20 protein-coding genes, 1 pseudogene and 1 riboswitch are annotated in these 22,904 nt (G+C 61.1%); of the genes and pseudogenes, 12 read left to right on the top strand and 9 right to left on the bottom strand.

Annotation, left to right across the window (positions count from 1 at the left end):
* Window positions 1–28: 28 nt before the first annotated feature.
* Both KQI17_RS06775 and KQI17_RS06770 read left to right on the top strand, forming a co-directional pair.
* Window positions 29–982 (top strand): dipeptidase, encoded by a 954-nt coding sequence (locus KQI17_RS06775; protein ID WP_216495453.1) that lies wholly within the window; start codon window positions 29–31, stop codon window positions 980–982.
* Between the two features lie 260 nt (window positions 983–1,242).
* On the top strand, window positions 1,243–2,529 hold the full coding sequence (locus tag KQI17_RS06770; protein ID WP_216495452.1) for an alpha-amylase family glycosyl hydrolase: 1,287 nt from the start codon (window positions 1,243–1,245) through the stop codon (window positions 2,527–2,529).
* Between the two features lie 4 nt (window positions 2,530–2,533).
* Here the strand turns inward: KQI17_RS06770 and KQI17_RS06765 are convergent, their stop codons facing one another.
* The gene (locus tag KQI17_RS06765) at window positions 2,534–3,370 is read right to left on the bottom strand and encodes a sugar phosphate isomerase/epimerase (protein WP_216495451.1); all 837 of its coding nucleotides are present in this window, start codon (window positions 3,368–3,370) and stop codon (window positions 2,534–2,536) included.
* A 425-nt stretch (window positions 3,371–3,795) separates the two neighbouring features.
* Here KQI17_RS06765 and KQI17_RS06760 point away from each other — a divergent pair, with 425 nt between their 5' ends.
* Window positions 3,796–4,407: a polymer-forming cytoskeletal protein gene (locus KQI17_RS06760; RefSeq protein ID WP_216495450.1), complete on the top strand. Its 612-nt coding sequence runs from the start codon at window positions 3,796–3,798 to the stop codon at window positions 4,405–4,407.
* On the top strand, window positions 4,404–5,396 hold the full coding sequence (locus KQI17_RS06755) for a polysaccharide deacetylase family protein (RefSeq protein WP_216495449.1): 993 nt from the start codon (window positions 4,404–4,406) through the stop codon (window positions 5,394–5,396). Before KQI17_RS06760 ends, KQI17_RS06755 begins: the two co-directional genes overlap by 4 nt.
* Window positions 5,397–5,502: 106 nt before the next feature.
* Here the strand turns inward: KQI17_RS06755 and lpdA are convergent, their stop codons facing one another.
* The 6 genes from lpdA to KQI17_RS06725 all read right to left on the bottom strand — a co-directional run bounded on the left by lpdA (window position 5,503) and on the right by KQI17_RS06725 (window position 13,169).
* Window positions 5,503–6,882: a dihydrolipoyl dehydrogenase gene (lpdA, locus tag KQI17_RS06750; protein WP_216495448.1), complete on the bottom strand. Its 1,380-nt coding sequence runs from the start codon at window positions 6,880–6,882 to the stop codon at window positions 5,503–5,505.
* 58 nt (window positions 6,883–6,940) lie between these two features.
* The gene (gene gcvPB / locus KQI17_RS06745) at window positions 6,941–8,371 is read right to left on the bottom strand and encodes an aminomethyl-transferring glycine dehydrogenase subunit GcvPB (protein WP_216495447.1); all 1,431 of its coding nucleotides are present in this window, start codon (window positions 8,369–8,371) and stop codon (window positions 6,941–6,943) included.
* Window positions 8,368–9,687, bottom strand: a complete 1,320-nt coding sequence (gcvPA, locus tag KQI17_RS06740) for an aminomethyl-transferring glycine dehydrogenase subunit GcvPA (RefSeq protein WP_216495446.1) — start codon at window positions 9,685–9,687, stop codon at window positions 8,368–8,370. The genes gcvPB and gcvPA overlap by 4 nt, the downstream gene beginning before the upstream one ends.
* Window positions 9,687–10,064 carry a glycine cleavage system protein GcvH gene (gene gcvH / locus KQI17_RS06735; RefSeq protein WP_216495445.1) on the bottom strand — a complete coding sequence of 126 codons (378 nt, stop codon included), beginning with the start codon at window positions 10,062–10,064 and terminating at the stop codon, window positions 9,687–9,689. Before gcvH ends, gcvPA begins: the two co-directional genes overlap by 1 nt.
* A 54-nt stretch (window positions 10,065–10,118) precedes the next feature.
* Complete coding sequence (gcvT, locus tag KQI17_RS06730) at window positions 10,119–11,216, bottom strand: glycine cleavage system aminomethyltransferase GcvT (protein ID WP_216495444.1); 1,098 nt, start codon at window positions 11,214–11,216, stop codon at window positions 10,119–10,121.
* Between the two features lie 196 nt (window positions 11,217–11,412).
* Window positions 11,413–11,500, bottom strand: a riboswitch (glycine riboswitch).
* A gap of 127 nt (window positions 11,501–11,627) precedes the next feature.
* Window positions 11,628–13,169 carry a M13 family metallopeptidase gene (locus KQI17_RS06725; protein ID WP_216495443.1) on the bottom strand — a complete coding sequence of 514 codons (1,542 nt, stop codon included), beginning with the start codon at window positions 13,167–13,169 and terminating at the stop codon, window positions 11,628–11,630.
* Between the two features lie 219 nt (window positions 13,170–13,388).
* On the opposite strand from KQI17_RS06725, the gene KQI17_RS06720 reads away from it, so the two are divergent.
* Window positions 13,389–14,144 (top strand): TraX family protein, encoded by a 756-nt coding sequence (locus tag KQI17_RS06720; protein ID WP_216495442.1) that lies wholly within the window; start codon window positions 13,389–13,391, stop codon window positions 14,142–14,144.
* 65 nt (window positions 14,145–14,209) lie between these two features.
* Here KQI17_RS06720 and KQI17_RS06715 read toward each other — a convergent pair whose 3' ends face one another.
* Window positions 14,210–15,541, bottom strand: a complete 1,332-nt coding sequence (locus KQI17_RS06715) for a sodium-dependent transporter (protein ID WP_216495441.1) — start codon at window positions 15,539–15,541, stop codon at window positions 14,210–14,212.
* Window positions 15,542–15,835: 294 nt separating this feature from the next.
* Here KQI17_RS06715 and pepF point away from each other — a divergent pair, with 294 nt between their 5' ends.
* The 7 genes from pepF to KQI17_RS06680 all read left to right on the top strand — a co-directional run bounded on the left by pepF (window position 15,836) and on the right by KQI17_RS06680 (window position 22,637).
* Window positions 15,836–17,635, top strand: a complete 1,800-nt coding sequence (gene pepF / locus KQI17_RS06710) for an oligoendopeptidase F (protein WP_216495440.1) — start codon at window positions 15,836–15,838, stop codon at window positions 17,633–17,635.
* A 92-nt stretch (window positions 17,636–17,727) separates the two neighbouring features.
* Window positions 17,728–19,248 (top strand): DNA methylase, encoded by a 1,521-nt coding sequence (locus KQI17_RS06705; protein WP_216495439.1) that lies wholly within the window; start codon window positions 17,728–17,730, stop codon window positions 19,246–19,248.
* Entirely contained in the window at window positions 19,245–19,442 is a 198-nt protein-coding gene (locus tag KQI17_RS06700) for a hypothetical protein (RefSeq protein WP_216495438.1), read from the top strand. Before KQI17_RS06705 ends, KQI17_RS06700 begins: the two co-directional genes overlap by 4 nt.
* Before the next feature lie 339 nt (window positions 19,443–19,781).
* Window positions 19,782–20,339, top strand: a complete 558-nt coding sequence (locus KQI17_RS06695; protein ID WP_253285724.1) for an RNA polymerase sigma factor — start codon at window positions 19,782–19,784, stop codon at window positions 20,337–20,339.
* Complete coding sequence (locus KQI17_RS06690; RefSeq protein ID WP_216495436.1) at window positions 20,336–20,887, top strand: hypothetical protein; 552 nt, start codon at window positions 20,336–20,338, stop codon at window positions 20,885–20,887. Before KQI17_RS06695 ends, KQI17_RS06690 begins: the two co-directional genes overlap by 4 nt.
* Before the next feature lie 225 nt (window positions 20,888–21,112).
* Window positions 21,113–21,973, top strand: a complete 861-nt coding sequence (locus KQI17_RS06685; RefSeq protein ID WP_216495435.1) for a site-specific integrase — start codon at window positions 21,113–21,115, stop codon at window positions 21,971–21,973.
* Window positions 21,974–22,238: 265 nt separating this feature from the next.
* Window positions 22,239–22,637 (top strand): TnpV protein, encoded by a 399-nt coding sequence (locus KQI17_RS06680; RefSeq protein ID WP_216495434.1) that lies wholly within the window; start codon window positions 22,239–22,241, stop codon window positions 22,635–22,637.
* Between the two features lie 12 nt (window positions 22,638–22,649).
* Here the strand turns inward: KQI17_RS06680 and KQI17_RS06675 are convergent.
* Window positions 22,650–22,904 (bottom strand): annotated as a pseudogene (locus tag KQI17_RS06675) (pyridoxal phosphate-dependent aminotransferase); the annotation flags it as partial.

Genomic DNA, 22,904 nt, shown 5'->3' with positions numbered 1-22,904 from the left:
CAGAAAATGAAAAAAGGAGTATGACCCCATGAACAGCTATGGATTGATCGACCTGCATTGCGACACGCTGGCAGAATACTGGAAATACGCGCACACCGGCAATCCCGATACGCTGGACGACCCCGGCCGCGTGCTGTCGCTGTCCAATATGCCGAAGGATGTCCACTGGGCGCAGTTCTACGCCGTGTTCATCCCCGACGAGGAGCGCGGGCAGGCCGCCATCGACTACTTTGAAAAGAACCGCGCAAATTTCTACCGCCAGATGGAGAAGTTCGGCGACCGCGTCGCCCCCTGCCGCAACGCCGACGATATGGAGAAGGCCTGGGCGGCGGGCAAGACCGCCGCGTTCCTGACCATTGAGAACGGCAGCGCGCTCGCCGGCGACCTTTCCCGCGTCCACACGCTCGCCGAGCAGGGCGTGCGTGCCATCACTCTGACCTGGAACGGCGAGAACGAGCTCGGCTCGGGCCACACCACGGACCACGGCATGAGCGAGTTCGGCAAGGCCGCCGTGCGCGAGATGGAAAAGGAAAACATTCTGGTGGACGTGTCCCACCTCAACGATCCTGGCTTCGCGGATCTGCTGGAGGTCGCGACGAAGCCCTTCGTTGCCACGCACTCCAACGCCCGCGCGCTGTGCAGCCACAAGCGCAACCTGACGGACGACATGATCCGCGAGATGGTGCGCCGCGACTGCCTGATCGGTCTGAACTACTTTGTGAAGTTCCTGCGCGACGACGGCGACGTAAAGAGCCTTGACGATCTCTACCGCCACGCCATGCACTTCTTCGAGCTGGGCGCGCGGAAGAATCTCGCCCTCGGCTCGGACTTCGACGGCTCCGTGCTGCCCGAATGCCTGAATACGCCCACCAAGGTCGCCTCGTTCTATGAATACCTGCTCTCCCGCGGCATTTCGCAGGAGGACGCGGACGGCGTCTTCTACAAGAACGCACAGGCGTTCTTCCACAAGAATCTTCGGTGACCGCAAGGGCGGATGGCTCATACGACAGAAAGACCGACGTTTTCCCCGTGAAAACGCCGGCCTTTTCTTGGCGCCTTCCGGCGCCAATCACAGCGGGACGGTCCGATGGACCGCCCCGCTGTGTCCTTTATGAAGCTGTATCCGACGGATCGTCGGACGCTGGTCGAAAAGGGACGCTTCCTTTTGTGGAAACGCCCCTCTTGCAAAAGTAAAATATTGTGTTACAATCGCGGCATAAAGCATTGAGGAGGTAACGCCACATGGCTGCAAACACCGATCCGCGCCTGCAAAATCAGGTGATCTATTCCATTTACGTCCGCAACCACACGTCGGAGGGCACCTTCCGCGCCGTCATTCCCGACCTCGACCGCATCCGCGCGCTGGGGACGGATATCATCTGGCTGATGCCCATTCACCCCATCGGCGTCGAGGGCAAGAAAGGCACGCTGGGCTGCCCCTATGCCAACCGCGACTACCGCGCCGTCAACCCCGCCTACGGCACGATGGAGGACTTTGAAGCGCTGGTGCGCGAGATCCACGCACGCGGCATGAAATGCATGATCGATGTGGTCTACAACCACACCTCGCCCGACTCCGTGCTCTACCGTGAACATCCGGAATACTTCTACCGCGGGCCCGACGGCAAGCCGGGCAACAAGCTCGGTGATTGGGCAGACGTCATCGACCTTGATTACTCCAATCGCGGGCTTTGGCAATATCTGACGGACACGCTCGTAATGTGGGCTGGTCTGGTGGACGGCTTCCGCTGCGATGTGGCGTCCTTCGTTCCTGTGGAATTCTGGCTGCAGGCCCGCGCGGCGGTCGCTGATGCAAACCCGGACTGCGTATGGCTCGCCGAAACGGTCCACCGCAGCTATGGCTGTCTCGCGCGGCGGCACGGCGTCTATTCCGCGTCGGACGGCGAGGTGTTTCGTGCCTTCGATCTGGAATACGAGTACGACGTGCGCGAGGTATTCGACCGGTATTTGCGCGGCGAGGTCCCCCTGAGCCGCTATCTGGATGCGCTGAATTTTCAGGAGGCCTGCTACCCCGCGAACTACAACAAGCTCCGCTTTCTGGAAAACCACGACCAGCCGCGCATCGCGTCCTTCGTGCGCGACGAGCGCGCGCTCGTGAACTACACGGCGATGCTCTATTTTCTCAAGGGCACGACACTACTCTACGCGGGGCAGGAATTTGAAAACGACCATCTGCCCAGCCTTTCTGACCTCGACCCCATCGACCGCCGCACCGGCCGCGACCTGAGTGGGCTGCTGCGCCGCCTGTACGCGGTCAAGCAGCAGCTTGGCAGCGCCGACTGGTTCTTCGCCGACGCGGACGATGCGAACGACCTCGCGCTCCTTCAGCGCGGAAGCGCGGGTAAGCGCTTTGTGGGCGTATTCTCCCTCAAGGCGAAAGCCGCCGACGTGCGCGTGGACGCCGCCGACGGCGTGTATGAAAACCTCATCGACCGCAGTGCCGTCACCGTGAAAAACGGTATTCTCTCCTGCACGGGCGAGCCGGTGATCCTCCGCACGGAAGGCTGAGCGCTTACCGCTCCACCCGCGCAAGCAGCGGCTTCATCGTCTCCGCCGCGCGGCGGATGGCCTCCTCCGCCGGCAGGGCGAGCACGTTCGGGTCCATGACCTCGACGGAGCAGGGGCCGTCGTAGCCGATCGCCCGGACGCTCCGCAGCAGCTCCTCCAAAGGAGCGTCACCCTCGCCGGGCCAGTAGCTCTCCGCGCGCTGCGCCGTGAACGGGGCGCGCGCCGGGCAGTCGCTGACATGGACCATAAAGAGCCGGTCGCCGCGCAGAGCCGACAGCTCCTCCGGCCGCGAGCCGCCGGCGCAGAAATGCCAGGTGTCGAGCAGCATTCCCACGTTGGCGCGGTCCACGGTTTCCAGGATCTCCGCGCACTGCGCGAAGGTCCGCACGGAGCTGCCCGGCACGGCCATAAATTCCAGCGCCAGCCGCACGCCGTAATCCGCCGCAGCGTCCGAGAGCCGCAGCAGCGAATCGGCGGTCTCGCGGCAGATCGCCGCCGCGGAGGTCCCCTCCGGCACGTGGAAGGACGCGATGACCTCCATGCAGCCGCAGCCGAGCACGCGGCAGGCCGCAAAGCACCATTCGCTCAGCTCGCGCAGCATCCGCCCGCCGGCCTTGGTCTGAAAGGAAACGCTCTCAAGCGCGTTCAGACTCGCCGCGCGGACGTGCTGCTCTTCCAGCGTCTGCCGCAGCGCCTCCAGCGTCCCGCCGCCGCGCAGATAGCGCAGGAGCGTGCCCTTGCGCAGCTCCACAGCGGAAAAGCCCGCCTGTGCGCAAAGCGTGATATCCTCCGGCAGCGCGCCGTTTTTCATCACGGTTATTTCATTGAAGCAAAGCTCCATTTTCTCGCTCTCCTTTGTTTTCTTGAAAATTTTACACAGAGGGCTCCCGCCCTCACGCGTCCCGCAGCACCGCGCGGTACTGCCGCGCGGTGCTGCGCTTTCTATTTCTTCCGCCATACACGCAGCGCCCGCACGAGCGCCGCCGCGTCGAGCGATTTTTCGATTCATCATACCATATTTTCCCGGCTCTGCCAAGAGTCCGGCAGGCGCGGTATGCATTTCGTGCCGCAAAAACATACATTTCAGGCAGATTGTTCGCACCCGCTCAAATATTGTGGTATGCTCTATTTTGTAAAATTGTCGGGAAACAGGTCGTTTCCCCTCGAATTTTGGAATAAGGACGCGTCACGTTTTTATTTCCTGACCGGGTTTCCCGTTCAGCATGGCAGATCAACCGCAGACTTTTAGGGAGGACAGAGAAAATCATGGACAAGAAGAGCAACATGAAGAAGGCTATGTACGAAATGTTCGGCGTCGGCGGAGACGGCTCCGAGGCGGCAAGTACTGCTCCGGCGCAGGTCAAGAGCGCGTCCGTCGAGGTCAAGAGCGCCCCCGGTGCGGAGAAAAAGAGCGTGGATCACGCTCCGGTCAAGACACCCGAGGCCAGACCCGCCGCCAGCTTTCTTGCCCCCGGCACGGTCTTTGAGGGCTCCTTCCGCGCCAAGGGCGACATTGAGATCGCCGGCGAGCTCAAGGGCGACGTGGCCTCCGAGGGCAGCGTGCTGCTGCGCTCCAACCTGCAGAGCAATATCACGGCGGGCAGCGTGAAGCTCACCGGCTGCACCCTCATCGGCGACATCACCGCGAACGGTCCCGTCACCGTCAGCGAGGATTCCAAGGTCACGGGCAACATCACGGCGCAGTCTCTGCTGTGCGCCGGCGAGATCAACGGCGACATCCGCATCAGCGGCAACACCCAGATGGACGCTAACGCGCGCGTGAGCGGCAGCGTTGTCACCGGCACGATCTCCGTAGCGGCGGGCGCGGTCCTGAACGGCAGCGTTGAGATGAAGGGCACAATGGAGGCGAAGTCTTGAACGCCGCGGCAAAGGAACTGCCCGTCTCCTACGATCTGAGCAAGCCGCAGGAGGACAAGGAGCCCTACATCGGCAGCGTTCTGTTTTTCAAGCACGTTATCTTCACCGTGACGCTGCTGCTGATCCTCATTCCCACCACGCTGTCCATTTACCTCTTCGCGCAGGTCCGCAGCCTGAACCGGCAGCTCGACGCGGCGGGCAGCCAGCTGGCGGCCATGCAGGAGCAGCTTCCGTCGACCGCGCCCGAGGGCGGCGAGCCTACGCCGGCCAAGCCCGAGCCTCCGGCGGCCGAGGTCCCCGCCTACACAGAGCTTTACCCCGAGCTGTACGCCGACGATTCGCTGCGCGGCACCGTGGACGTGGACAACGCCGTCTACCTGACCTTTGACGACGGTCCCTCAGCGCGCACGGATGAAATTCTGGAGATCCTTGACAAGTACGGCGTCAAGGCTACCTTCTTCGTGGTCGGCGCAAATGAGGAGGGCGATCTCGAGCGGATGCAGAAGATCGTCGCGGCGGGCCACACGCTTGCTATCCACAGCTACTCGCACGACTACAAGAAAATTTACGCCTCGGTCGAAGCATATCTGGAGGACTTCAATCAGATGTTCTGCCAGATCTACGAGGCCACCGGCGTCAAGCCGCAGATCTTCCGCTTCCCCGGCGGCAGCGTCAACAGCTATAATGTCGGCATCCATCAGCAGCTCATCGCCGAAATGACGCGGCGCGGCTTCGTCTACTTCGACTGGAACGTCGCCAACGGCGACGCCGTGTTCTCCAAAATTCAGCCCTCGTCGACGCTGACGGCCAACGCGCTCAAGGGTGTCGGCACCGCGCGGCGCGCCATCATCCTCATGCACGACAGCAGCGCCAAGACCACCACCGTCGAGGCCCTGCCTGCCATCATCGAGGGCTATCTTGAGGCGGGCTACTCCTTCGCCGCTCTCACCCCATCGACCCGTTCCGTCACGTTCAGCTATCTGGACTGACCGCAAACGGCAAAAAAAGATCGACCCCGCAGGGCCATTTGACCCTGCGGGGTTTTCTGTTTGCATCCTTCGCCGCGGTCCGTGCCGGACCGTGGCGGGCAGGATGTCAGCCAAGCCTTTCGCACAGGTCCTCGAGCGCGGCGGTCATGGCCTCCTCAAAGGAGGGATGCGGGCGCATCGCGCGGCAGAACTGCTCGGCGGTCAGGTGGTTGGCGAGCGCCTGCGCCACACCGCCGATCATGTCGCTCGCATGCTCGCACATGAGCTGCGCGCCGATCAGCTCGCGCGTTTCGGCGTGGGCGACAAGCTTCATGAAGCAGCGGCCCGGGTCGGCGATGACCGTCTTGGCGTTGCCGAACATGACGTGCTTGCCGACCTTGACGGGGATCCCCTTCTCCTTGGCTTCCGCCTCCGTGAGGCCGACGACCGCGATCTCGGGACGACAGTAGATGCAGCTCGGCACGACCGAGAGATCGGTGTGATCCTGCACGCCGCACAGGCGCTCGACACAGGCAATGCCCTGCGCGGTGGCGACGTGGGCGAGCTGGATTTTTGAGGACACATCGCCGATGGCGTAGACGCGCGGCAGGCTCGTTTCAAAATTTGCGTTCACCGCGATGCTGCGGCCATTCATTTCGACACCGACGCCGTCGGCGAACAGGCCGTCGCAGTAAGCACGGCGGCCGATGGCGCAAAGCACCGCTTCGCTGGAGACGGTCTCCTCCTTTTCCTTGCAGGTGAAGTGTACGGCAAGGTCCTCGCCCGCCTGCTCCACGCGCTGTACCATCGCGTTCGTGAAGACCTTCACGCCCTGCTTTTTCAGAATGAGCGCGAGGTTCTGCCCCAGCTCCTTATCCATGTTCGGCAGCAGGCGGTCCATGCCCTCGATGACCGTGACGGCACAGCCGAGGTCGGCGTAAAACGTGGCAAATTCGATGCCGATGACGCCGCCGCCGATGATGGCGATGGAGCGGTAGAGGTGGTCGCAGCCCTCGAGCAGCTCGTCGGAGGTCATGGCAAGCTCCAGCCCCGGGATCGGCGGGCGGGACGGCACGGAGCCGGTGGCAATGAGAATGTCGTCGCAGGTGTAGTCGTTGGCGCTGCCGTCCGCGTCCGTCACGCGGACGCAGCCGGAGCCGGTGATGAGCGCCGTGCCGCGCAGCAGGTCGATCTTCGCGGTCTTGAAAAGCGACTCGATGCCGGCGGAGAGCTTCTGTGAAACGGCGCGCTTGTAAGCAAAAATTTCAGCCATGTCGGCATGGATATCCTCGGTGTGGATGCCGCAGTGCGCGCCGTTCTTCGCGTCGCGGTAGATGGCGGAGGCGTGGAGCAGCGTTTTGGTCGGGATGCAGCCGCGGTTCAGGCAGGTGCCGCCCGCCTCGCGCCGCTCGACCACGGCGACCCTTTTGCCCAGCTTTGCCGCGCGGAGCGCGGCCTCGTAGCCGCCGGGGCCGGCGCCGATGACGATGAGTTGATAATCAGCCATAGTGTTTCTTTCCTTTTGAGGGCAATGCCGCCGTTTTCGCGGCGGCATTGCGTGTTTTTTATTGCGCGAACGAATAGCGCAGGATCATGTTGCGCGCCGCGCCGACCTCATCGAGACGGCGGACGGGCGTATCATGCGGCGCGGTATGGAGCGCGTCGGGGTCGGAATAGGCAAGGTCGAAGAGCCTGCCGTAGATGTCGCAGACCTCGTCCATCGTCTCCTTGCTCTCGGTCTCGCAGGGCTCGACCATGAGCGCCTCGTGGACGATGAGCGGGAAGTACATCGTGGGCGGATGCAGGCCGTAGTCGAGCATGCCCTTGGCAAGGTCGAGCGCGGAAACGCCCGTCTCCTTGTGCAGATCGACCAGCGACATGACGAACTCGTGCATACAAATTTCGTCGTAGGCCATGGTGAATTTCTCCGCGAGCTTTACGCGCATATAGTTGGCGTTGAGCACGGCGTTCATCGCGGCCTCGGGGATGCCGGCCCTTCCGAGCGTGAGAACGTAGGTCAGCGCCTTGATGCAGACGTCGAAGTTGCCGTAGAACAGCTTCACGCGGCCGATGGACTTCTCGGGATAGTCGAAGGCAAGCCCGCCGTCTTTCTCCACCACCAGCGGGCCGGGCATGAACTTTCGCAGAAAGTCCTTGCAGCCGACCGCGCCCGCACCGGGGCCACCGCCGCCATGCGGCGTGGCGAAGGTCTTGTGCAGGTTCGAGTGGATGCAGTCGAAGCCCATGTCGCCCGGGCGGACGACGCCCATGACGGCGTTGAGGTTCGCGCCGTCGTAGTAGCACAGGCCGCCCGCGTCGTGGACGATCTTCGTGATCTCCAAAATGTTCTTATCGAAGATGCCGACCGTGTTCGGGTTCGTGAGCATCAGTCCCGCCGTGTCGGGGCCGACGGCGGCGCGCAGCGCGTCGAGATCGACGCAGCCGTCCGCGCCGGAGGGGATGTTCACCACCTGATAGCCGCACATGGCGGCGGTGGCGGGGTTCGTTCCGTGGGCGGAGTCGGGCACGATGATCTTCGTGCGCGCGGTGTCGCCGCGGTCGGTGTGGTATGCCTTGATGAGCAGCACACCGGTGAATTCGCCGTGTGCGCCCGCGGCAGGCTGGAATGTGACCGCGTCCATGCCGAAGATCTCGCCCAGCTCGCTGCCCAGAACATGCAGCGCCTCGAGCGCGCCCTGCGCCGTTTCGACCGGCTGGAGCGGGTGGAGCTGCGTGAAGCCAGGCAGCGCCGCCATGTCCTCGTCGATTTTGGGGTTGTACTTCATCGTGCAGGAGCCGAGGGGATAGAAGCCGTCGTTCACGCCGTGGATGCGCTTGCAAAGCGCCGTGTAGTGGCGCGTCAGCTCATTTTCACTCACATGGGGTAGGCGCAGGGGCGCTGTGCGCTCCTCGGGGAGCGTGTATTCCGGCACATCGCACGCAGGCATCAGGCTCAGACCGCGGCCCTCCGTGCCAAGCTCAAAGATCAGCTTCATTTCAGCACCTCCTTCACGATGGAAACGGCTTTATCAAGCTGCGCCTTGCTCACAAGCTCGGTCACGCACCAGAGGATGCCGCCGTCCACCTCCGCGCCGCCGAGGATGTCCGCCGCGTCGAGCGCGTCAAGGATCTTTTTGCGGCAGTTGGGGCACTCAGCCTCGGTCACGAACTCGTGGAAGAATTCGCCCTGATACTTGAGCTTGCAGTCGGCCTTGACAAGCTCGGCGGCAAAGTAGTGCGCCTTTGAAGTGCAGAGCCGTGCGCACTGCTTCATGCCCGCTTCGCCCATCGCCGCCATGTAAACGCCCGCGGTGAAGGCGCACAGCGCCTGATTCGAGCAGATGTTGGAGCTGGCCTTCTCGCGGCGGATGTGCTGCTCGCGCGCGGAGAGCGTGAGGACATAGCCGGTCTTGCCGTCTACGTCCTTCGTCTGACCGACGATGCGGCCGGGAAGCTTGCGCGTCATGGCGGCGGTCGTCGCCATAAAGCCGAGGTAGGGGCCGCCGAAGGCGGTGTCGAGCCCGAGGGGCTGACCGTCGCCCACGGCGATGTCAGCGCCCATCTCACGTGGAGTTGGCAAAAGAGCACAGGCGATGGGGTTCACGCCCATGACGAACTTCGCGCCCGCAGCGTGGACGAGCTCGCCGATGGCTCTTGCGTCTTCGATCTGACCGAAGTAATTCGGCTGCTGGAGGTAGAAGCACGCGGCGTCCTCGCCGAGCGCGGCCTTGAGCGCATCGAGGTCGGTCCTGCCGTCCTTTGCGGGAACGACGGTCAGCTCGGTGTTCGAGGCGAAGCAGTAGGTCCGCATGACCTCGATGACCTGCGGGTTCGCGCAGGCGGAGACATACGCCTTCATGCGCTTGCGGTCGCGGCACATGGGGATGGTCTCGGCGGCGGCGGTCGCGCCGTCGTAGTGGGAGGCGTTGGCAACGTCCATGCCCGTCAGCTCGCAGATCATGGTCTGGAATTCGAACGTACCTTGCAGCACGCCCTGACTGATCTCCGCCTGATAGGGCGTGTAGCAGGTGACCAGCTCCTCGCGGGAGGTGATAGACTTCACAACGGCGGGAATGAAGTGGCGGTAGGCGCCCGCGCCGCGCAGAACGGTCTTGTAGACCTTGTTCTTCTCCGCCATGGCGGTGACGGCCTCGCGTACCTCCAGCTCGCTCATGCCCTCGGGGATGTTGAGCGTCCCGTTCAGCAGCATCTCCTGCGGAACCGCCTGATACAGGTCCTCAAGGCTTTTGACCCCGATGGCAGCAAGCATTCCCCCCCGTTCCGCCGCGGTGGTCGGAACATAAGAGCCCATCAGCCCTCCTCGGCGCAATGCGCCTCATAAGCCGCCGCGTTGAGCAGCTCCTCGGTGCCGCCGATGCCCTCGACCTTGATGATCCACGCGCCGTAGGGATCGGAGTTGAGCGTTTCGGGCGCGTCGGCCAGCGCCTCGTTGACCGCGCAGATGGTGCCGCTGACGGGGGAAATGATGTCGGAGACCGCCTTGACGGATTCAACATCGCCGAAGCTCTCGCCTGCGGTGACGGAATCGCCCTCGGCGGGCAGGTTGATAAACACCACGTCGCCCAGCGCGTCCTGCGCAAAATCGGAGATGCCGACGACGGCGATCTCGCCGTCCATCCTGACCCACTCGTGGGACTTGGAATACTTCAGCTCAGCAGGAAAATTCATTGTGTTGTCCTCCTCAAATTTTTGTTGTAGAAATCGTTGTGGTAGTATGTATGCTTACTTGTCCAGCTTATAGAACGGCATGGGCACGATCTCCAGCTCGACCATGCGCCCGCGCACGTCGGCGTTGAGGTGCCGGCCGATCTCGATATCCTCAACCGGGATGTAGCCCATCGCGACGCCGCAGCCGATAAACGGCGCGAACGTGCCCGAGGACGTCCAGCCGAGCTTCTCGCCCTCCATCGAATAGAGGTCGCAGTGCTCGCGCACGATGCCGCGGCCGACCACTTTCATGCCGATGCGCTTTAACTTCGGCGCGCCAAGCGCGACGAGCGCGTCGCGGCCGATGAAGTCCTTGCCCGTCAGCTTGCAGGGGAGCCCCGCCATCCTCGGCGTGATCTCCTCGTTCATCTCGTGGCCGTAGAGCGGCATGGAGGCCTCGAGCCGCAGCGTGTCGCGCGCGCCGAGTCCGCAGGGGATCAGGCCGTACTCCTCGCCCGCGGCGAGCAGGGCGTGCCAGAGGTCAACGGTGTCCTCAGCCCTGCAGTAAATTTCAAAGCCGTATTCGCCGGTGTAGCCGGTCTGGGAAACGAGAGCGTGAATGGTGCGGCTGCCGAGGTCGAGCGGAACGTTGTCGATAAAGGTGTAATACTTCGCGGGAATGTACTGCTCCGCGCAGAGCTTTTTGAGAATGTCGCCGGACTTTGGCCCTTGCAGCGCGACCTGTCCCCAGTCGTCACCCTCGTCGCGGTAGTCCACGTCGCCGAACAGATGGCTCTCGACCCACGCGGCGTCCTTGTCGCGGTTGCCCGCATTGACGACCAGCCAGTAGTCGTCGGCGGCACAGCGGTAAACGATGAAATCGTCAAGGATGCCGCCCGCGTCGTTGCAGAACATGGCGTACTTGATGTCGCCGTCCTGCATGGCGGAGATGTCCGCGGTGATGAGCTTCTGCACGTTTGCGACCGCGTCGGGGCCCTTGAGCCGCAGCTCGCCCATGTGCGACACGTCAAAGAGTCCCGCCTTCTGCCGCACGGCCATGTGCTCGGCGAGCACGCCGGTGGGGTACTGCACGGGCATCAGAAAGCCGCCGAACTCAACGATCTTTCCGCCCGCGTCCACATGGGTCTGATACAGGGGTGTTTTCCTTTCCATAAGCTGTTTCCTCCTCCATTATCATTCTTGAATGATGTCATAAAAATGATTAAAATATGACATAGAAAAAAGGCACAAAGTCCCCCTTGGAACTTTGTGCCTCCGTTTTATGACCTGAGAGTTTCCCTGACACAGCATATCGCATTTTTGCAGGTTGCACCTTCGGCGTGCGGCAAGCCGCACTTTTCGGAGCGTCGTCCGAGTCCGGTCCTTTTGCCTGAGAGCTTCTGCATTCCCCTTCGGCGCCGCGGCAGATATTCCGCGGTCTCTCCCGTGACCCATCATCCGATCACTTTATCCACTTACCTTTTTAAGGTAACACAGGCGATGTGCTTTTGTCAAGAAAGATATTTTGTCGTTTCGCCGAAAAATATGCAGGTGCGAGAGAAGAGCTGCTTTTCGGATGTTTTGTTACCAAACGCTCACGCGCGTCTCCGGTGCGGTCCACATCCCGTCGCCGGGCCGTATACCATAGGTCGTGTAGAATTCCGGCAGCGTCTGCAGTACGCGGTTGCAGCGCAGCTTATCCGGCGCGTGGACGTCGGTCACGGCCAGATACTCGCGCATCTGCCGCGAGGTCGTGGACGCCCAGGTGTTCGCGACGGCGCGGAAGAGCTTGTCGAGGTCGGGGTGGTCGAGCTTCTTCGCCGCCGCAACGATGCACTTTGCCGCGCCGAGGTCTGCCACGTTCTCCGAGATCGTCAGTGCGCCGCTGCACGCGATGCCGGGATAAGCCTCCTGCCCGTCGTACCATTCGGCCACAGCCTGACATTTCTGCTGGAAGGCGGCGTAGTCCTCCGCCGTCCACCAGTCGGCGGCGCTGCCGTTCTCGTCGAACTTCGCGCCGTTGTTGTCAAAGGCGTGGGTGATCTCGTGGGCAATGATGTAGCCGATGCCGCCGAGATTCTCCTCCCGGCTGGCGTTCACGTCGTAAAGCGGCGACTGCAGAATGGCGGCGGGGAAGGTGATGTCGTTGGCGCTGGGATTGTAGCAGGCGTTGACCGTAAAGGGCGTCATGATCCATTCGCTCTTGTCCGGCGCGTCGTTCTGATGGGCGAGGACATCCTGCTTCATCGCCATCTGAATGGCGATGACGTTGGAAAAGAAGGAGCCGCCCTCGGCGGGGGACTTGATCTCCGCACGGTCAAGACAGCTTTCCCAGCTGTCGGGATAGCCGACCTTGACGCCCATGGTGTCGAGCTTCTTTACGGCCTTGGCCTTGGTTTCGGCGCTCATCCAGTCCTGCGCCAGAATGCGCTCCTTGTAGATGGCGATGAACTCGCCGATCATCTCCTCCACATCGGACTTGGCCTTGGCGGAGAAGTATTCGTCCACATAGGTGCGGCTGAGGTAGTCGGCAAGCAGCGCCTGCACCTGCTGCGCCGCGATCTGCTCGTTGACCGTCAGGCTCAGGCCGTAGAACGGACCGTTGATGGACAGGCCCGCGGGAATGTCGGAGCCGTCCAGCCAGCTTTTGTTGACGGCGGCGTAGTAGTCGTCCCTGAGGTTCGTTCCCTTGGCGGCGTAGGCGCGGCGGAGCAGCGCCGAGAGTGCTTCGGCGCTCATAGCCTCGTTTGCGTCGCCGTCTGCAAGGCCGGCGGCGAGGACGGAGGAAAGCTCCTCCGCCGCCCATGCGGGAACATTCGTCAGGCTGCTTGCGGGCAACGCCATGCGGGCGTTGTCCCCCACAGGGATGGCAAAGCCGCCGAAGGCGCGCGTGAGCATCACCAGCGCCTGTGCGCGTGTCAGCGTGCCGTCGAGCGCAAGGCTGCCGTCGGGATAGCCCTTGAGAATATCGGACCGCTGCACGCCGGGGTTATAGTCCTGCGCGGCAGAGAGCAGCGCCTGCGCGGCCTCGCCGCGCGTGAGCGCCGCCGCCTGCACGGGCAGCGTGCCGAGCGTCAGCACCAGTGCGAGCAGCAGCGGCACAAATCGTTTTTGGAATTTCATCATGTCATCTCTCCTTTGGATGCTTGGATCGTTTAAATGCTCCGCGGCGTTCTTCCCTTCGCCGCAGAGAACGACATTGTAGAGCCCTTTCTCATTTTTGTCAAGTGTTCAAAAATGATTTTGGAGCAAATCAACGCTGTGCGCGCTCTTGCAAAGAGCGGCGGCTTCTGCTACACTGTAAGCAATCTATTGGGATGCGGCAATGCCCGCGAAGGAGAGAAAATGGAACAGACCAATAAAGGGTTGAGCGGCAATCAGCTCAAGCTCATCGCCATGCTTGCCATGACGGTCGACCACTTCACCAGCGTGATCTGGCCGGATTATCCGCGGGACTGGTGGATATTGCTGCTGCACATCATCGGGCGCATGGCCGCGCCGATCTTCTGGTTCATGGTGGCGGAGGGCTACCACTACACCCGCAATCTGAAAAAGTACGCCGGACGGCTTCTGCTCTTTGCCGTCATCGGGCATTTTGCCTACAATTTTGCCTTCGGCATTCCCTTTGTCCCGCTCAAAACCGGCGTATTCAACCAAACCAGCGTGATGTGGCCGCTGTTTCTCGGCGTCGTCGGACTCTATACGGTGGAGCGGCCCGAGCTCACGCAATGGCAAAAGACGCTTGCCGTGGTCGCCCTTACGCTTCTCGCCTTCCCGGGCGACTGGAGCAGTATCGCCGTGCTTGCCATTCTGGAGATTGGGCAGAACCGCGGCGACTTCCGCCGCCAGATGACGCGCATGATGCTCTGGGTCGCGATGTACGCGCTGATCTACGCGCTCTTCATCGACCCCGTCTACGGTATACTTCAGCTCTTCGCCGGGCTGACCATTCCGCTGCTCAAGCGCTACAACGGCACACGCGGCGCGGGCCGGGGCATGAAATATCTTTTCTATCTCTACTATCCCGCGCACCTCTTCCTCTGCGGCCTTGTCCGCATCCTGCTCTACGGCAACGTCGGCGTGATGGTCGGCGGACAGTAAGGCAATACCGGCAAAAGGGGAGCTCCCATACGAAACGTATGGGAGCTCCCCTTCCTTTTCACTTTTCAGAACGCGACGTGCATGAACAGCGCCACGCAGCAGAGGATCACAGCCAGCGGGACATAGACATAGCGTCCCACGCTGTACCAGAGGTTTCCGCGCAGCTTGCCGCTGCCGGTGTTGACGGCGTCGAGCAGCTCGTCCTTCTTCATCACATAGAACCAGGAGATCGCACCGAGCGTCGCGCCGATGGGAATGATGTAAATGGAAACGAGGTCCATCCACGGGCCCCACTTGTCGATGGTCTCCATGCCGATGCCGAAGCCGAGGCACACCACGCACAGGATTACCAGAACCGCCGTGCGGCTGAGTCTGGGGAACTTGTGCATCAGGGATTCCGCGACGGCCTCGAACATATTCTGCAGCGAGCTGACGCCCGCGAAGATCATCGCAACGTAGAGAATGATGGCGAACAGGCGGCCGAGCGGGATATCCTGCAGGATGGTCGGCAGCGTGACGAACAGCAGGCTCGGGCCCGCGCCGACGTCCAGTCCGTAGGAGAAGCAGGCGGGGATAATGACCAGCGCCGCGACCACGGCGGCAATGGTGTCAAAGAGCGCCGTGTGCTGCGCGACGTCCACCACGTCCTCGTCCTTGGAGAGGTATGCGCCGTAGACGATCATACCGCTGCCGGTGACGGACAGCGAGAAGAACGCCTGCCCCATCGCCCAGATCCAGATCATCGGGTCGGTCAGAGCCTCCCAGCGCGGGGTGAACATGAAAAGATATCCCTCCGCCGCGTTCGGCAGCAGCGCCACGCGCACCGCCAGAACGAGGAAGATGAGGAAAAAGAGCGGCATCATGACCTTGTTGGTCTTTTCGATGCTGTGTGCGCCGAGAAAGAGCGTCAGCAGCGTGCCGACGACCACGACGATGTGATAGGGAATGACCGAGTAGGGCGTGCCGGAGAAGGCTCCGAACCACGCGGCGGTGTCTGCGGTCATGAGCGTACCGAGGAGGGAGTCCGCCAGCGCCTTGAGGATGTAGGTCACAATGACGGCGTAGCCGATGGCGATGCACATGGAGCCTGCCAGCGGCAGCCAGCCGAGCAGTCCGCCGGCCTTGCCCGCGCTCCTGCCGCGCGTGGCCCAAGCATTTTCATAGGCACCCAGCGTGCCGGTCGCCGCGCGGCGGCCCATCGCAAACTCCGCCGGCAGGCCGACGTAGCTGAAAATGAACACGAACAGCAGGTAGATCAGCAAAAAGGCCCCGCCGCCGTTGCTGCCCAGCTTGTTGGGAAAACCCCATACGTTTGCCATACCGACCGCCGAGCCGACCGAGGCCAGAATAAAGCCCCAGCGGCTGGCAAAGCTCTTTGTGTTTTTCGTGTGCTTCATGGTGTTCTCCCCTTGGGCCGTCCGCATCCCGGCAAGGCGGCCTGCTTCCTTCCGTAATCATAGCAAAGCCCCGACCCGCAGCGGTCAGGACTTTGTTATTCTAAAGCTTTGATGCGTAAAAGTCAAGCGTTTTCCGGAAAACGCATCCGGATCACGGCGACGGGATCCGATTCACCGCCGGGCTGCGGTAAGCGAAAACGAAATTTGCCGCGGCGTGCGCCAAAAAAGGCTTGCGTGCCGCGCCTTTTTTGCACATAATAGGGACAAGAAATTTTCCCCGACGGAGGTTATTTTATGTCTAAGCCGATTCGCAAGCGCAGCGCGGTCGCTGCCGAGTTTACCTGGGATCTCACCGACATCTTCCCCTCGGACGAGGCGTGGAGGGCCGAGTACGAGGCGCTCAAGCCCTATGCCGAAACAGTCGCTGCCTATCGGGGCCGCCTCGGTGAGAGCGCGGAGATGCTGCTGGCCTATTTCCGGCTCGACGATGAGCTGAATGTCCGCGTCGGCCGGCTCTACGGCTACGCCAACTGCAAGGCGGACGAGGATACCTCGAACGGCTTTTATCAGGACCTGCGCGGCAAGGCGCTGAGCCTGTCCGTCACGCTCTCCGGCGCGGGCGCGTTCGCCGCGAGCGAGCTGCTTGCACTCGGCGATGAAACGCTCACGCGCTTCTACGCCGAGCAGCCGGAGCTGGCGACCTATCGCCGTCCCATCGAGCGGGTCCGCCGCCGCAGGGCGCACATCCTCTCCCCGGAGTGCGAGGCGCTGCTGGCGAATGCCGGCGAGATGGCCGACAGCCCCGACGCCATCTTCGGCGTGTTCCACAACGCCGATCTCCGCTTTCCCGCCGTGACCGACGGCGCGGGCGCGGAGCAGCCGCTGACCGATGCGACCTTTGTTCCCCTGCTCCAAAGCGGCGACCGCACACTGCGGCGCAATGCGTTTGAGACCTACTACGCAACGCTCGGCGGCTATCGCAATACGCTCGCCGCGACGCTTGACGCGCAGTTCAAGCAGCTCCGCTTTTTTGCGAACGCGCGCAGGTACCCCTCCACGCTCGACGCCGCGCTCGACGCGGCCGAGGTGCCGGTGAGCGTTTACGACAGCCTCATCGAGAGCGTCCACGCGAACCTCGACAGGATGTACCGCTATGTCGCCCTGCGCCGCCGTCTGCTCGGTGTGGACGAGCTGCACATGTACGACGTCTATACGCCCATCGTCCCCGACGTGGCGGAGGAGATCCCCTTTGAGCAGGCGAAGGCCACCGTGCTCGACGCGCTCGCCGTGCTCGGCGAGGATTATACCGCCATGCTGCGCGAGGGCTTTGACCATCGCTGGCTCGACGTGTATCCCAACGTCGGCAAGCGCGGCGGCGCGTACTCCTCCGGCATCGCGCGCCCGCACCCCTACGTTCTGCTCAATCAGACCGACGACCTCGACAGCCAGTTCACCATCGCGCACGAGATGGGCCACGCCATGCACAGCTATCTGAGCTGCAAGCATCAGCCCGTCTGCACGAGCGACTACGTCATCTTCGTCGCCGAGGTCGCCTCGACCTGCAACGAGGTGCTGCTCATGCGGCATCTGCTGAACAAAAGCACCGATAAGCGCGAGCGGGCCTATCTCATCAATCATTTCCTCGACCAGTTCAAGGGCACGGTCTACCGCCAGACGATGTTTGCCGAGTTCGAGCGCGAGCTGGGACGCATGGCAGAGCGCGGCGAGACGCTGACCGCCGACGCGCTGGACGAAAAATACCTCGCGCTCAACCGCCTCTACTTCGGCCCCGACATGGTGAGCGACGCGCAGATCGCGCTCGAGTGGGCGCGCATCCCGCACTTCTATTACAATTACTATGTGTTCCAGTACGCCACCGGCTTCTCCGCCGCGGTCGCTCTGGCTGATCGCATCCTGCGCGAGGGCGAGCCTGCCGTTGCGGACTACAAGCGCTTCCTTTCCGGCGGCAGCAGCACCGACCCTATCTCGCTTCTGAAGCTCGCGGGCGTGGATATGAGCACCCCTGCGCCGGTCGACGCCGCGCTCGCCATGTTCGGCGAGCTGGTCGATGAGCTCGACGCCCTCACCCGCTGAACGATACTTCCGGCGCCAAATATTATAGAATAAAACTCTTGTTCTAATTCGAGCGTTGTGGTATACTGTCCGACAGAGGGGAGGGCTGCGCCATGCTGCAAAACGAGCGGACCTATATCGCCATTGATCTCAAGTCGTATTACGCGTCCGTAGAGTGCATGGAGCGCGGCCTGGACCCGATGCAGACGAACCTTGTGGTGGCAGACCCGAGCCGCACGGAAAAGACCATCTGCCTCGCGGTGTCGCCGGCGCTGAAGGCCTACGGCATCCCGGGCCGTGCGCGGCTCTTCGAGGTAGTCGAGCGCGTGCGGCAGGTCAACGCCGAACGGCAGCGCCGCGCGCCGGGCGGGCGGCTGACCGGAAAGAGCGCGGACGCCCTTGCGCTGAAGGCCGACGCGTCCCTCGCGGTCGACTATCTGGTGGCGCCGCCGCGCATGGCGAAATACATCGAGGTCAGTATGCAGATCTACGGCATCTACCTAAAGTATATTTCGCCTGAGGATATCCACACCTACTCCATCGACGAGGTGCTGATGGACGTTACCGGCTATCTGGAGACCTACCGCACGACCGCCCGCGAGCTGGCGAAGACCATGATCCTCGACGTGCTGCACACGACGGGCATCACGGCGACGGCGGGCATCGGCAGCAACCTCTATCTCTGCAAGGTTGCCATGGACATGATGGCCAAGCGTGTTTCGCCGGACGAGAACGGCGTGCGCATCGCGCAGCTTGACGAGCGGAGCTACCGCGCGCTGCTTTGGGAGCACCGTCCGCTGACGGACTTCTGGCGCGTGGGCCGCGGCTACGCGAAAAAGCTGGAGGAGCACGGGCTGTATACAATGGGCGACGTCGCGCGCTGCTCCATCGGGAAGCCGAACGAGTATTATAACGAGGGGCTCCTCTATAAGCTATTCGGCGTCAATGCCGAGCTGCTCATCGACCACGCCTGGGGCTGGGAGCCGTGCCGCATGGCGGACATCAAGGCCTACCGGCCGGAAACGAACAGCATCAGCTCCGGTCAGGTGCTGCAATGCCCCTATCCCTATGACAAGGCGCGGCTCGTCGTGCGGGAGATGGCCGAGGCGGTCGCGCTGGAGCTGCTGGAAAAGCGGATCGTGACCGACCAGCTCACGCTGACGGTCGGATACGACATTGAAAACACGGCAAGCGGCAGCTACCGCGGCGAGACGGTGCTCGACCCTTACGGCCGAAAAATTCCAAAGCACGCGCACGGCACAGCGACGCTGGGGCAGAAAACATCCTCGGTGCGCCGCATCGTGGATGCCGTGCTCGGCGTCTATGACGAAAAGGCCGACCCGAAGCTGACGGTCCGCCGTCTGACCGTCACCGCCAACCGGCTCGTGCGCGAGGAGGATGTCCTGCGTGAGCCGGAGCAGCCGGTGCAGTTCAGCCTCTTTGACGATCCCGCGGCGCAGGAGCGGCAGCTTCGGCAGGAGGAAGTCAGGCAGGAGCGGGAGCGCCGGATCCAGGAGGCCCTGCTGGACATCAAGAAAAAGTACGGCAAAAACGCCATCCTCAGCGGCGGCAGCTACCTTGACGGGGCGACCGCACGCGAGCGGAACCGCCAGATCGGAGGACACAAGGCATGAGCGGAAAATACGACGATATCATCGACCTGCCGCACCCCGAGCCGCAGACGCATCCGCGGATGCCCATGCGCGACCGCGCGGCGCAGTTCGCGCCCTTTGCGGCGCTCACCGGTCACCGTGCCGCCCTTGCGGAGACGGAGCGCCGCGCCGCCGACGCGGCGGAGCCGGAGAACGAGCGGTTCTCGGAGCCGTAGCCTGCGGCGCAGAGCTTGTATTCAGGGACGGGGTATGTTTGGGAGGAGCGGCGGCAATACAGGCGCCATCGCGCCCCGACAAAATGTCAGGAGACGAAGCAGCCATCCGGCCGCCTCGTCTCTTTTTTGTACGAAGCCCCGCTCGTCGGAGCAGCCGCACCGCCAAACGGCAGACGCCGCAATTCGGCAAGCGAAGCGGCGGAAAAGCAGCGTAAGCGGCATGGGTAGAAGCGCTCTCAAAATTCTGCTATAATTTTCGGAAAAGCCTTGAAAATCATGTAGTATTTGCGGTCAAAGCCGTAATATACAGGTGAAGCCGGAAAGGAGGCGGTACAAGTGATGGAAGATGCAGGAATCATCGAATTATTCTTTGAGCGTTCAGAGCAGGGCATACGAGAGCTGGATATAAAATACGGTAAAGCCTGCCGCAAATTATCATACAACATTGTGAACGACCGGCAGGACGCGGAGGAATGCGTCAATGACGCTTACTTAGGCGCATGGAACGCGATCCCGCCGGTGAAGCCCGACCCGCTGCTGACCTACATCTGTAAAATCGTCCGGAACATTTCCTTGAACCTCTATCACAGAAAAGAAGCAGCCAAACGAAGCAGTCGCTATACAATTGCTATGGAGGAGATCGAAGCCTGCATAGCAGCCACCAACGCAGTGGAAGCCGAGATCGAGGCCGTAGAGTTAGCTCATATCATCGAAAGATTTTTGGACACGCTGACCGTCGAAAACCGCGTTCTCTTTATGCGCCGCTATTGGTTTTCCGACAGCTGCAGGGACATCGCCGGGCTTATGGGGCTTACAGAGAAAAATGTCTCCGTCCGGCTGACCCGCATCCGCGAAAAGCTGAGACAATATCTGATCGAACGAGAGGTGTTTATATGAATGCAAGACAGTTTGCCGAGGCCATGAGCGAGCTGGATGACCGATATGTCGCGGAGGCCCTCTCCTACAAACGCCCGTACACATCGAAGGCAAGCCCCAAAAAGCTCGTCCTACTGATCGCCGCCATCGTTGCCGTATTGGCACTTTGCGGTTTTACGGCGCATGAGCTTGGGCTGTTTGACCGGTGGTTTCAAAAGCCCTCCGCCGATCCGACGCAAACCGTCCAAAGTGCGATCGAGGGGCAGGCCAACAAGGTGTATACGATCTGCGTGCGCATCGAGGCGATTAACGTGGACGAAAGCGAAACCGAGCGTGTTGTCCGGATGTACGCCGGCAGCGAGCTCGCCGGATCAAGAGGCTGGACGGACGAATATCTATCCGAGCATTTTGTCGTGGTTTCGGCAAAATACTATGTGGAGTACGACCATACAAAAACCTTTCTGGACGACGGTTACACGGAACAGTATTTCTATTTGGTTCAGGACCCGAAAACCGAAAAATGGGAAATTATTGACAATACCTCGCCAAGCACGAGCAATGAGCCGTAAGATCAACCTTCAGCAGAGCGCGGTCGCCGTATTTTCTGTGCGGGTCAGCTTTCGCTCAATACGATGACACGTATGCTTACACTTGGCGAAGGCTTTGGCTATCTCTTTTCTGCGGTAAAAGAGGCTAAAGTTGTTGATGAATACACGGTTGAATTTGTATTGCAATATAGGTGAAGCTGGCAGAAGATTTCTGCGTTAGCTTATCCGGCTCTGGGACATCTCTACATGGACAAGATCACCGCGCGGCAGCTTCAGAAGTTTATCTCCGGCCTGTCTGAGCCGGGAGCAAATGAGAAAGACGCCACCAAGGGCCTCCACCCTAAATCCATCCGAAATTACCTCTCGTTCGTCTCCAGCGTGTTCGCCTATGCCTTGCGGATGGGCGTGGTCAAAGAGAATCCCTGTTCGCGTATTGTGCTCCCGGAGCGCCAGGAGGGTGAGAAGAAGATCTTCACCATAGAAGAGACACAAGCGTTCCTCGACGCGCTTGACGGTGAGCCGCTGCGCTATGTGGTCTTTTTCGTGCTGGCAATCTTCGGCGGATACCGCCGCGAGGAGCTGCTCGGCTTCGAGTTCCGAGATTTCAACTTCACAACCAACGTCGTCACGGTCGAGCGCGTCTCCCTCTACGATCCAGCGCATGGAATATTCACAGGCCCGCCAAAGACAGCACGCTCTCATCGCTCCCTGAAACTCCCTGTGTGGATCTTCGACATGGTGAAGGCGCTACGGGCAGAGCAATCCATGCGGCGTATGGAGCTGGGTGACCAATGGCACGAGAGTGGCCGACTCTTTACCAAGCTCGACGGATCGCCGGCACGCCCCGGCGATTTCTATGACTGGGGAAAAGAGCTTTGCGAACGTCACGGCCTGCCGTGGTACGGCATCCATCAGTTTCGACATCTCAATGCCTCGCTGCTCATCGCCAATCACACCGATGTGCGCACCGTTTCTGCCGCGCTCGGCCACTCTCAGACATCGACCACGCTGAACATCTATTCCCACGCCTTCGAGACTGCACAGGCTGAAGCAAGTGCCGGTCTTGCAGCAGCGCTCCCGGTCAATTTTGGAAAGAAAAAGGCATAGTGGAACAAACGTGGAACAAAACGCCGTTTTAGGCAAAAGAAAAAGCCTTGAAACCCTTGTGGCTTCAAGACTTTTCTGTGGTGCGCGGTACAGGACTCGAATTCAAGAAAAGTTCCCTTTTGCAACAAATTCCATCAAATTTTGTGATAAACAGTTCTGAAACTATAAAACACAGTACCAGTCAGTCCAGTTGTTTTATAAGAGCTAACGCTATAAAGGGTACAAATAAGGGTAAAATCAAAGCTCAAGAAAGGACTGTCACACAATGGAAATCACATATAGCAAGTACGGAGATTACTACCTGCCGAATTTGGTGCTATCCGAGGAAGAACCAGCAACTTATGGACGCTTTGGCCGTATGCGGCTCAAGTATCTGAAAGAACACCGTAGAGCAACCTATACCAATTTGAAAACGTCCGGTCAACTGACGCATCACCTCAGCGAGACTGATCGTGAAGCAAATAAGATGCTGCGGCTGCTGATCGAGCAGATGGCACAGGCGCAAGGCATCACAGAGCAGCTAAAAGCCGAGGATCAGATGGCGTGGGTAGGTGCGATGAACAACACCTTCAATGCGGCGGAGAAAATCGTGCTACTTTCTTTTAAGCAGTTCAAGGCTGTTGACAAAGTAGTATTTGGTGCTGCAAATCCACCAAAAAGTTAATATACTATGCCTTCATTTCGCGTTATACACCTCGATGGCTTTTTTGAGAATATCCATCGCGCGCTCGAGCTTCTCGCACTCGATGACATACGCCATACGCACCTCGTTGAGACCCTTGCCGGGCGTTGCGTACATCGGCGCGCCGGGGGCGAACATGACGGTCTCGCCGTTGTCGTTGAACTCCTCGAGCAGCCAGCGCTGGAAGGTGTCGGCATTGTCCACCGGCAGAGCCGCCATCAGGTAGAACGCGCCCTTCGGGCAGTCGAA

Source organism: Oscillibacter sp. MSJ-31 (assembly GCF_018918025.1).
Taxonomy (GTDB): domain Bacteria; phylum Bacillota; class Clostridia; order Oscillospirales; family Oscillospiraceae; genus Hominicoprocola.
Note: the sequence above shows the minus strand (reverse complement) of the source record. Positions and strands in the feature narration are given on the sequence as shown.

Excerpts from the sequence above, each read along its gene's own strand:
- KQI17_RS06775 (WP_216495453.1), top strand. The coding sequence starts at position 29 with ATGAACAGCTATGGATTGATCGACCTGCATTGCGACACGCTGGCAGAA.
- KQI17_RS06770 (WP_216495452.1), top strand. The coding sequence starts at position 1,243 with ATGGCTGCAAACACCGATCCGCGCCTGCAAAATCAGGTGATCTATTCC.
- KQI17_RS06765 (WP_216495451.1), bottom strand. The coding sequence starts at position 3,370 with ATGGAGCTTTGCTTCAATGAAATAACCGTGATGAAAAACGGCGCGCTG.
- KQI17_RS06760 (WP_216495450.1), top strand. The coding sequence starts at position 3,796 with ATGGACAAGAAGAGCAACATGAAGAAGGCTATGTACGAAATGTTCGGC.
- lpdA (WP_216495448.1), bottom strand. The coding sequence starts at position 6,882 with ATGGCTGATTATCAACTCATCGTCATCGGCGCCGGCCCCGGCGGCTAC.
- gcvPB (WP_216495447.1), bottom strand. The coding sequence starts at position 8,371 with ATGAAGCTGATCTTTGAGCTTGGCACGGAGGGCCGCGGTCTGAGCCTG.
- gcvPA (WP_216495446.1), bottom strand. The coding sequence starts at position 9,687 with ATGGGCTCTTATGTTCCGACCACCGCGGCGGAACGGGGGGGAATGCTT.
- gcvH (WP_216495445.1), bottom strand. The coding sequence starts at position 10,064 with ATGAATTTTCCTGCTGAGCTGAAGTATTCCAAGTCCCACGAGTGGGTC.
- gcvT (WP_216495444.1), bottom strand. The coding sequence starts at position 11,216 with ATGGAAAGGAAAACACCCCTGTATCAGACCCATGTGGACGCGGGCGGA.
- KQI17_RS06725 (WP_216495443.1), bottom strand. The coding sequence starts at position 13,169 with ATGATGAAATTCCAAAAACGATTTGTGCCGCTGCTGCTCGCACTGGTG.
- KQI17_RS06720 (WP_216495442.1), top strand. The coding sequence starts at position 13,389 with ATGGAACAGACCAATAAAGGGTTGAGCGGCAATCAGCTCAAGCTCATC.
- KQI17_RS06715 (WP_216495441.1), bottom strand. The coding sequence starts at position 15,541 with ATGAAGCACACGAAAAACACAAAGAGCTTTGCCAGCCGCTGGGGCTTT.
- pepF (WP_216495440.1), top strand. The coding sequence starts at position 15,836 with ATGTCTAAGCCGATTCGCAAGCGCAGCGCGGTCGCTGCCGAGTTTACC.
- KQI17_RS06705 (WP_216495439.1), top strand. The coding sequence starts at position 17,728 with ATGCTGCAAAACGAGCGGACCTATATCGCCATTGATCTCAAGTCGTAT.
- KQI17_RS06700 (WP_216495438.1), top strand. The coding sequence starts at position 19,245 with ATGAGCGGAAAATACGACGATATCATCGACCTGCCGCACCCCGAGCCG.
- KQI17_RS06695 (WP_253285724.1), top strand. The coding sequence starts at position 19,782 with ATGGAAGATGCAGGAATCATCGAATTATTCTTTGAGCGTTCAGAGCAG.
- KQI17_RS06690 (WP_216495436.1), top strand. The coding sequence starts at position 20,336 with ATGAATGCAAGACAGTTTGCCGAGGCCATGAGCGAGCTGGATGACCGA.
- KQI17_RS06685 (WP_216495435.1), top strand. The coding sequence starts at position 21,113 with ATGGACAAGATCACCGCGCGGCAGCTTCAGAAGTTTATCTCCGGCCTG.
- KQI17_RS06680 (WP_216495434.1), top strand. The coding sequence starts at position 22,239 with ATGGAAATCACATATAGCAAGTACGGAGATTACTACCTGCCGAATTTG.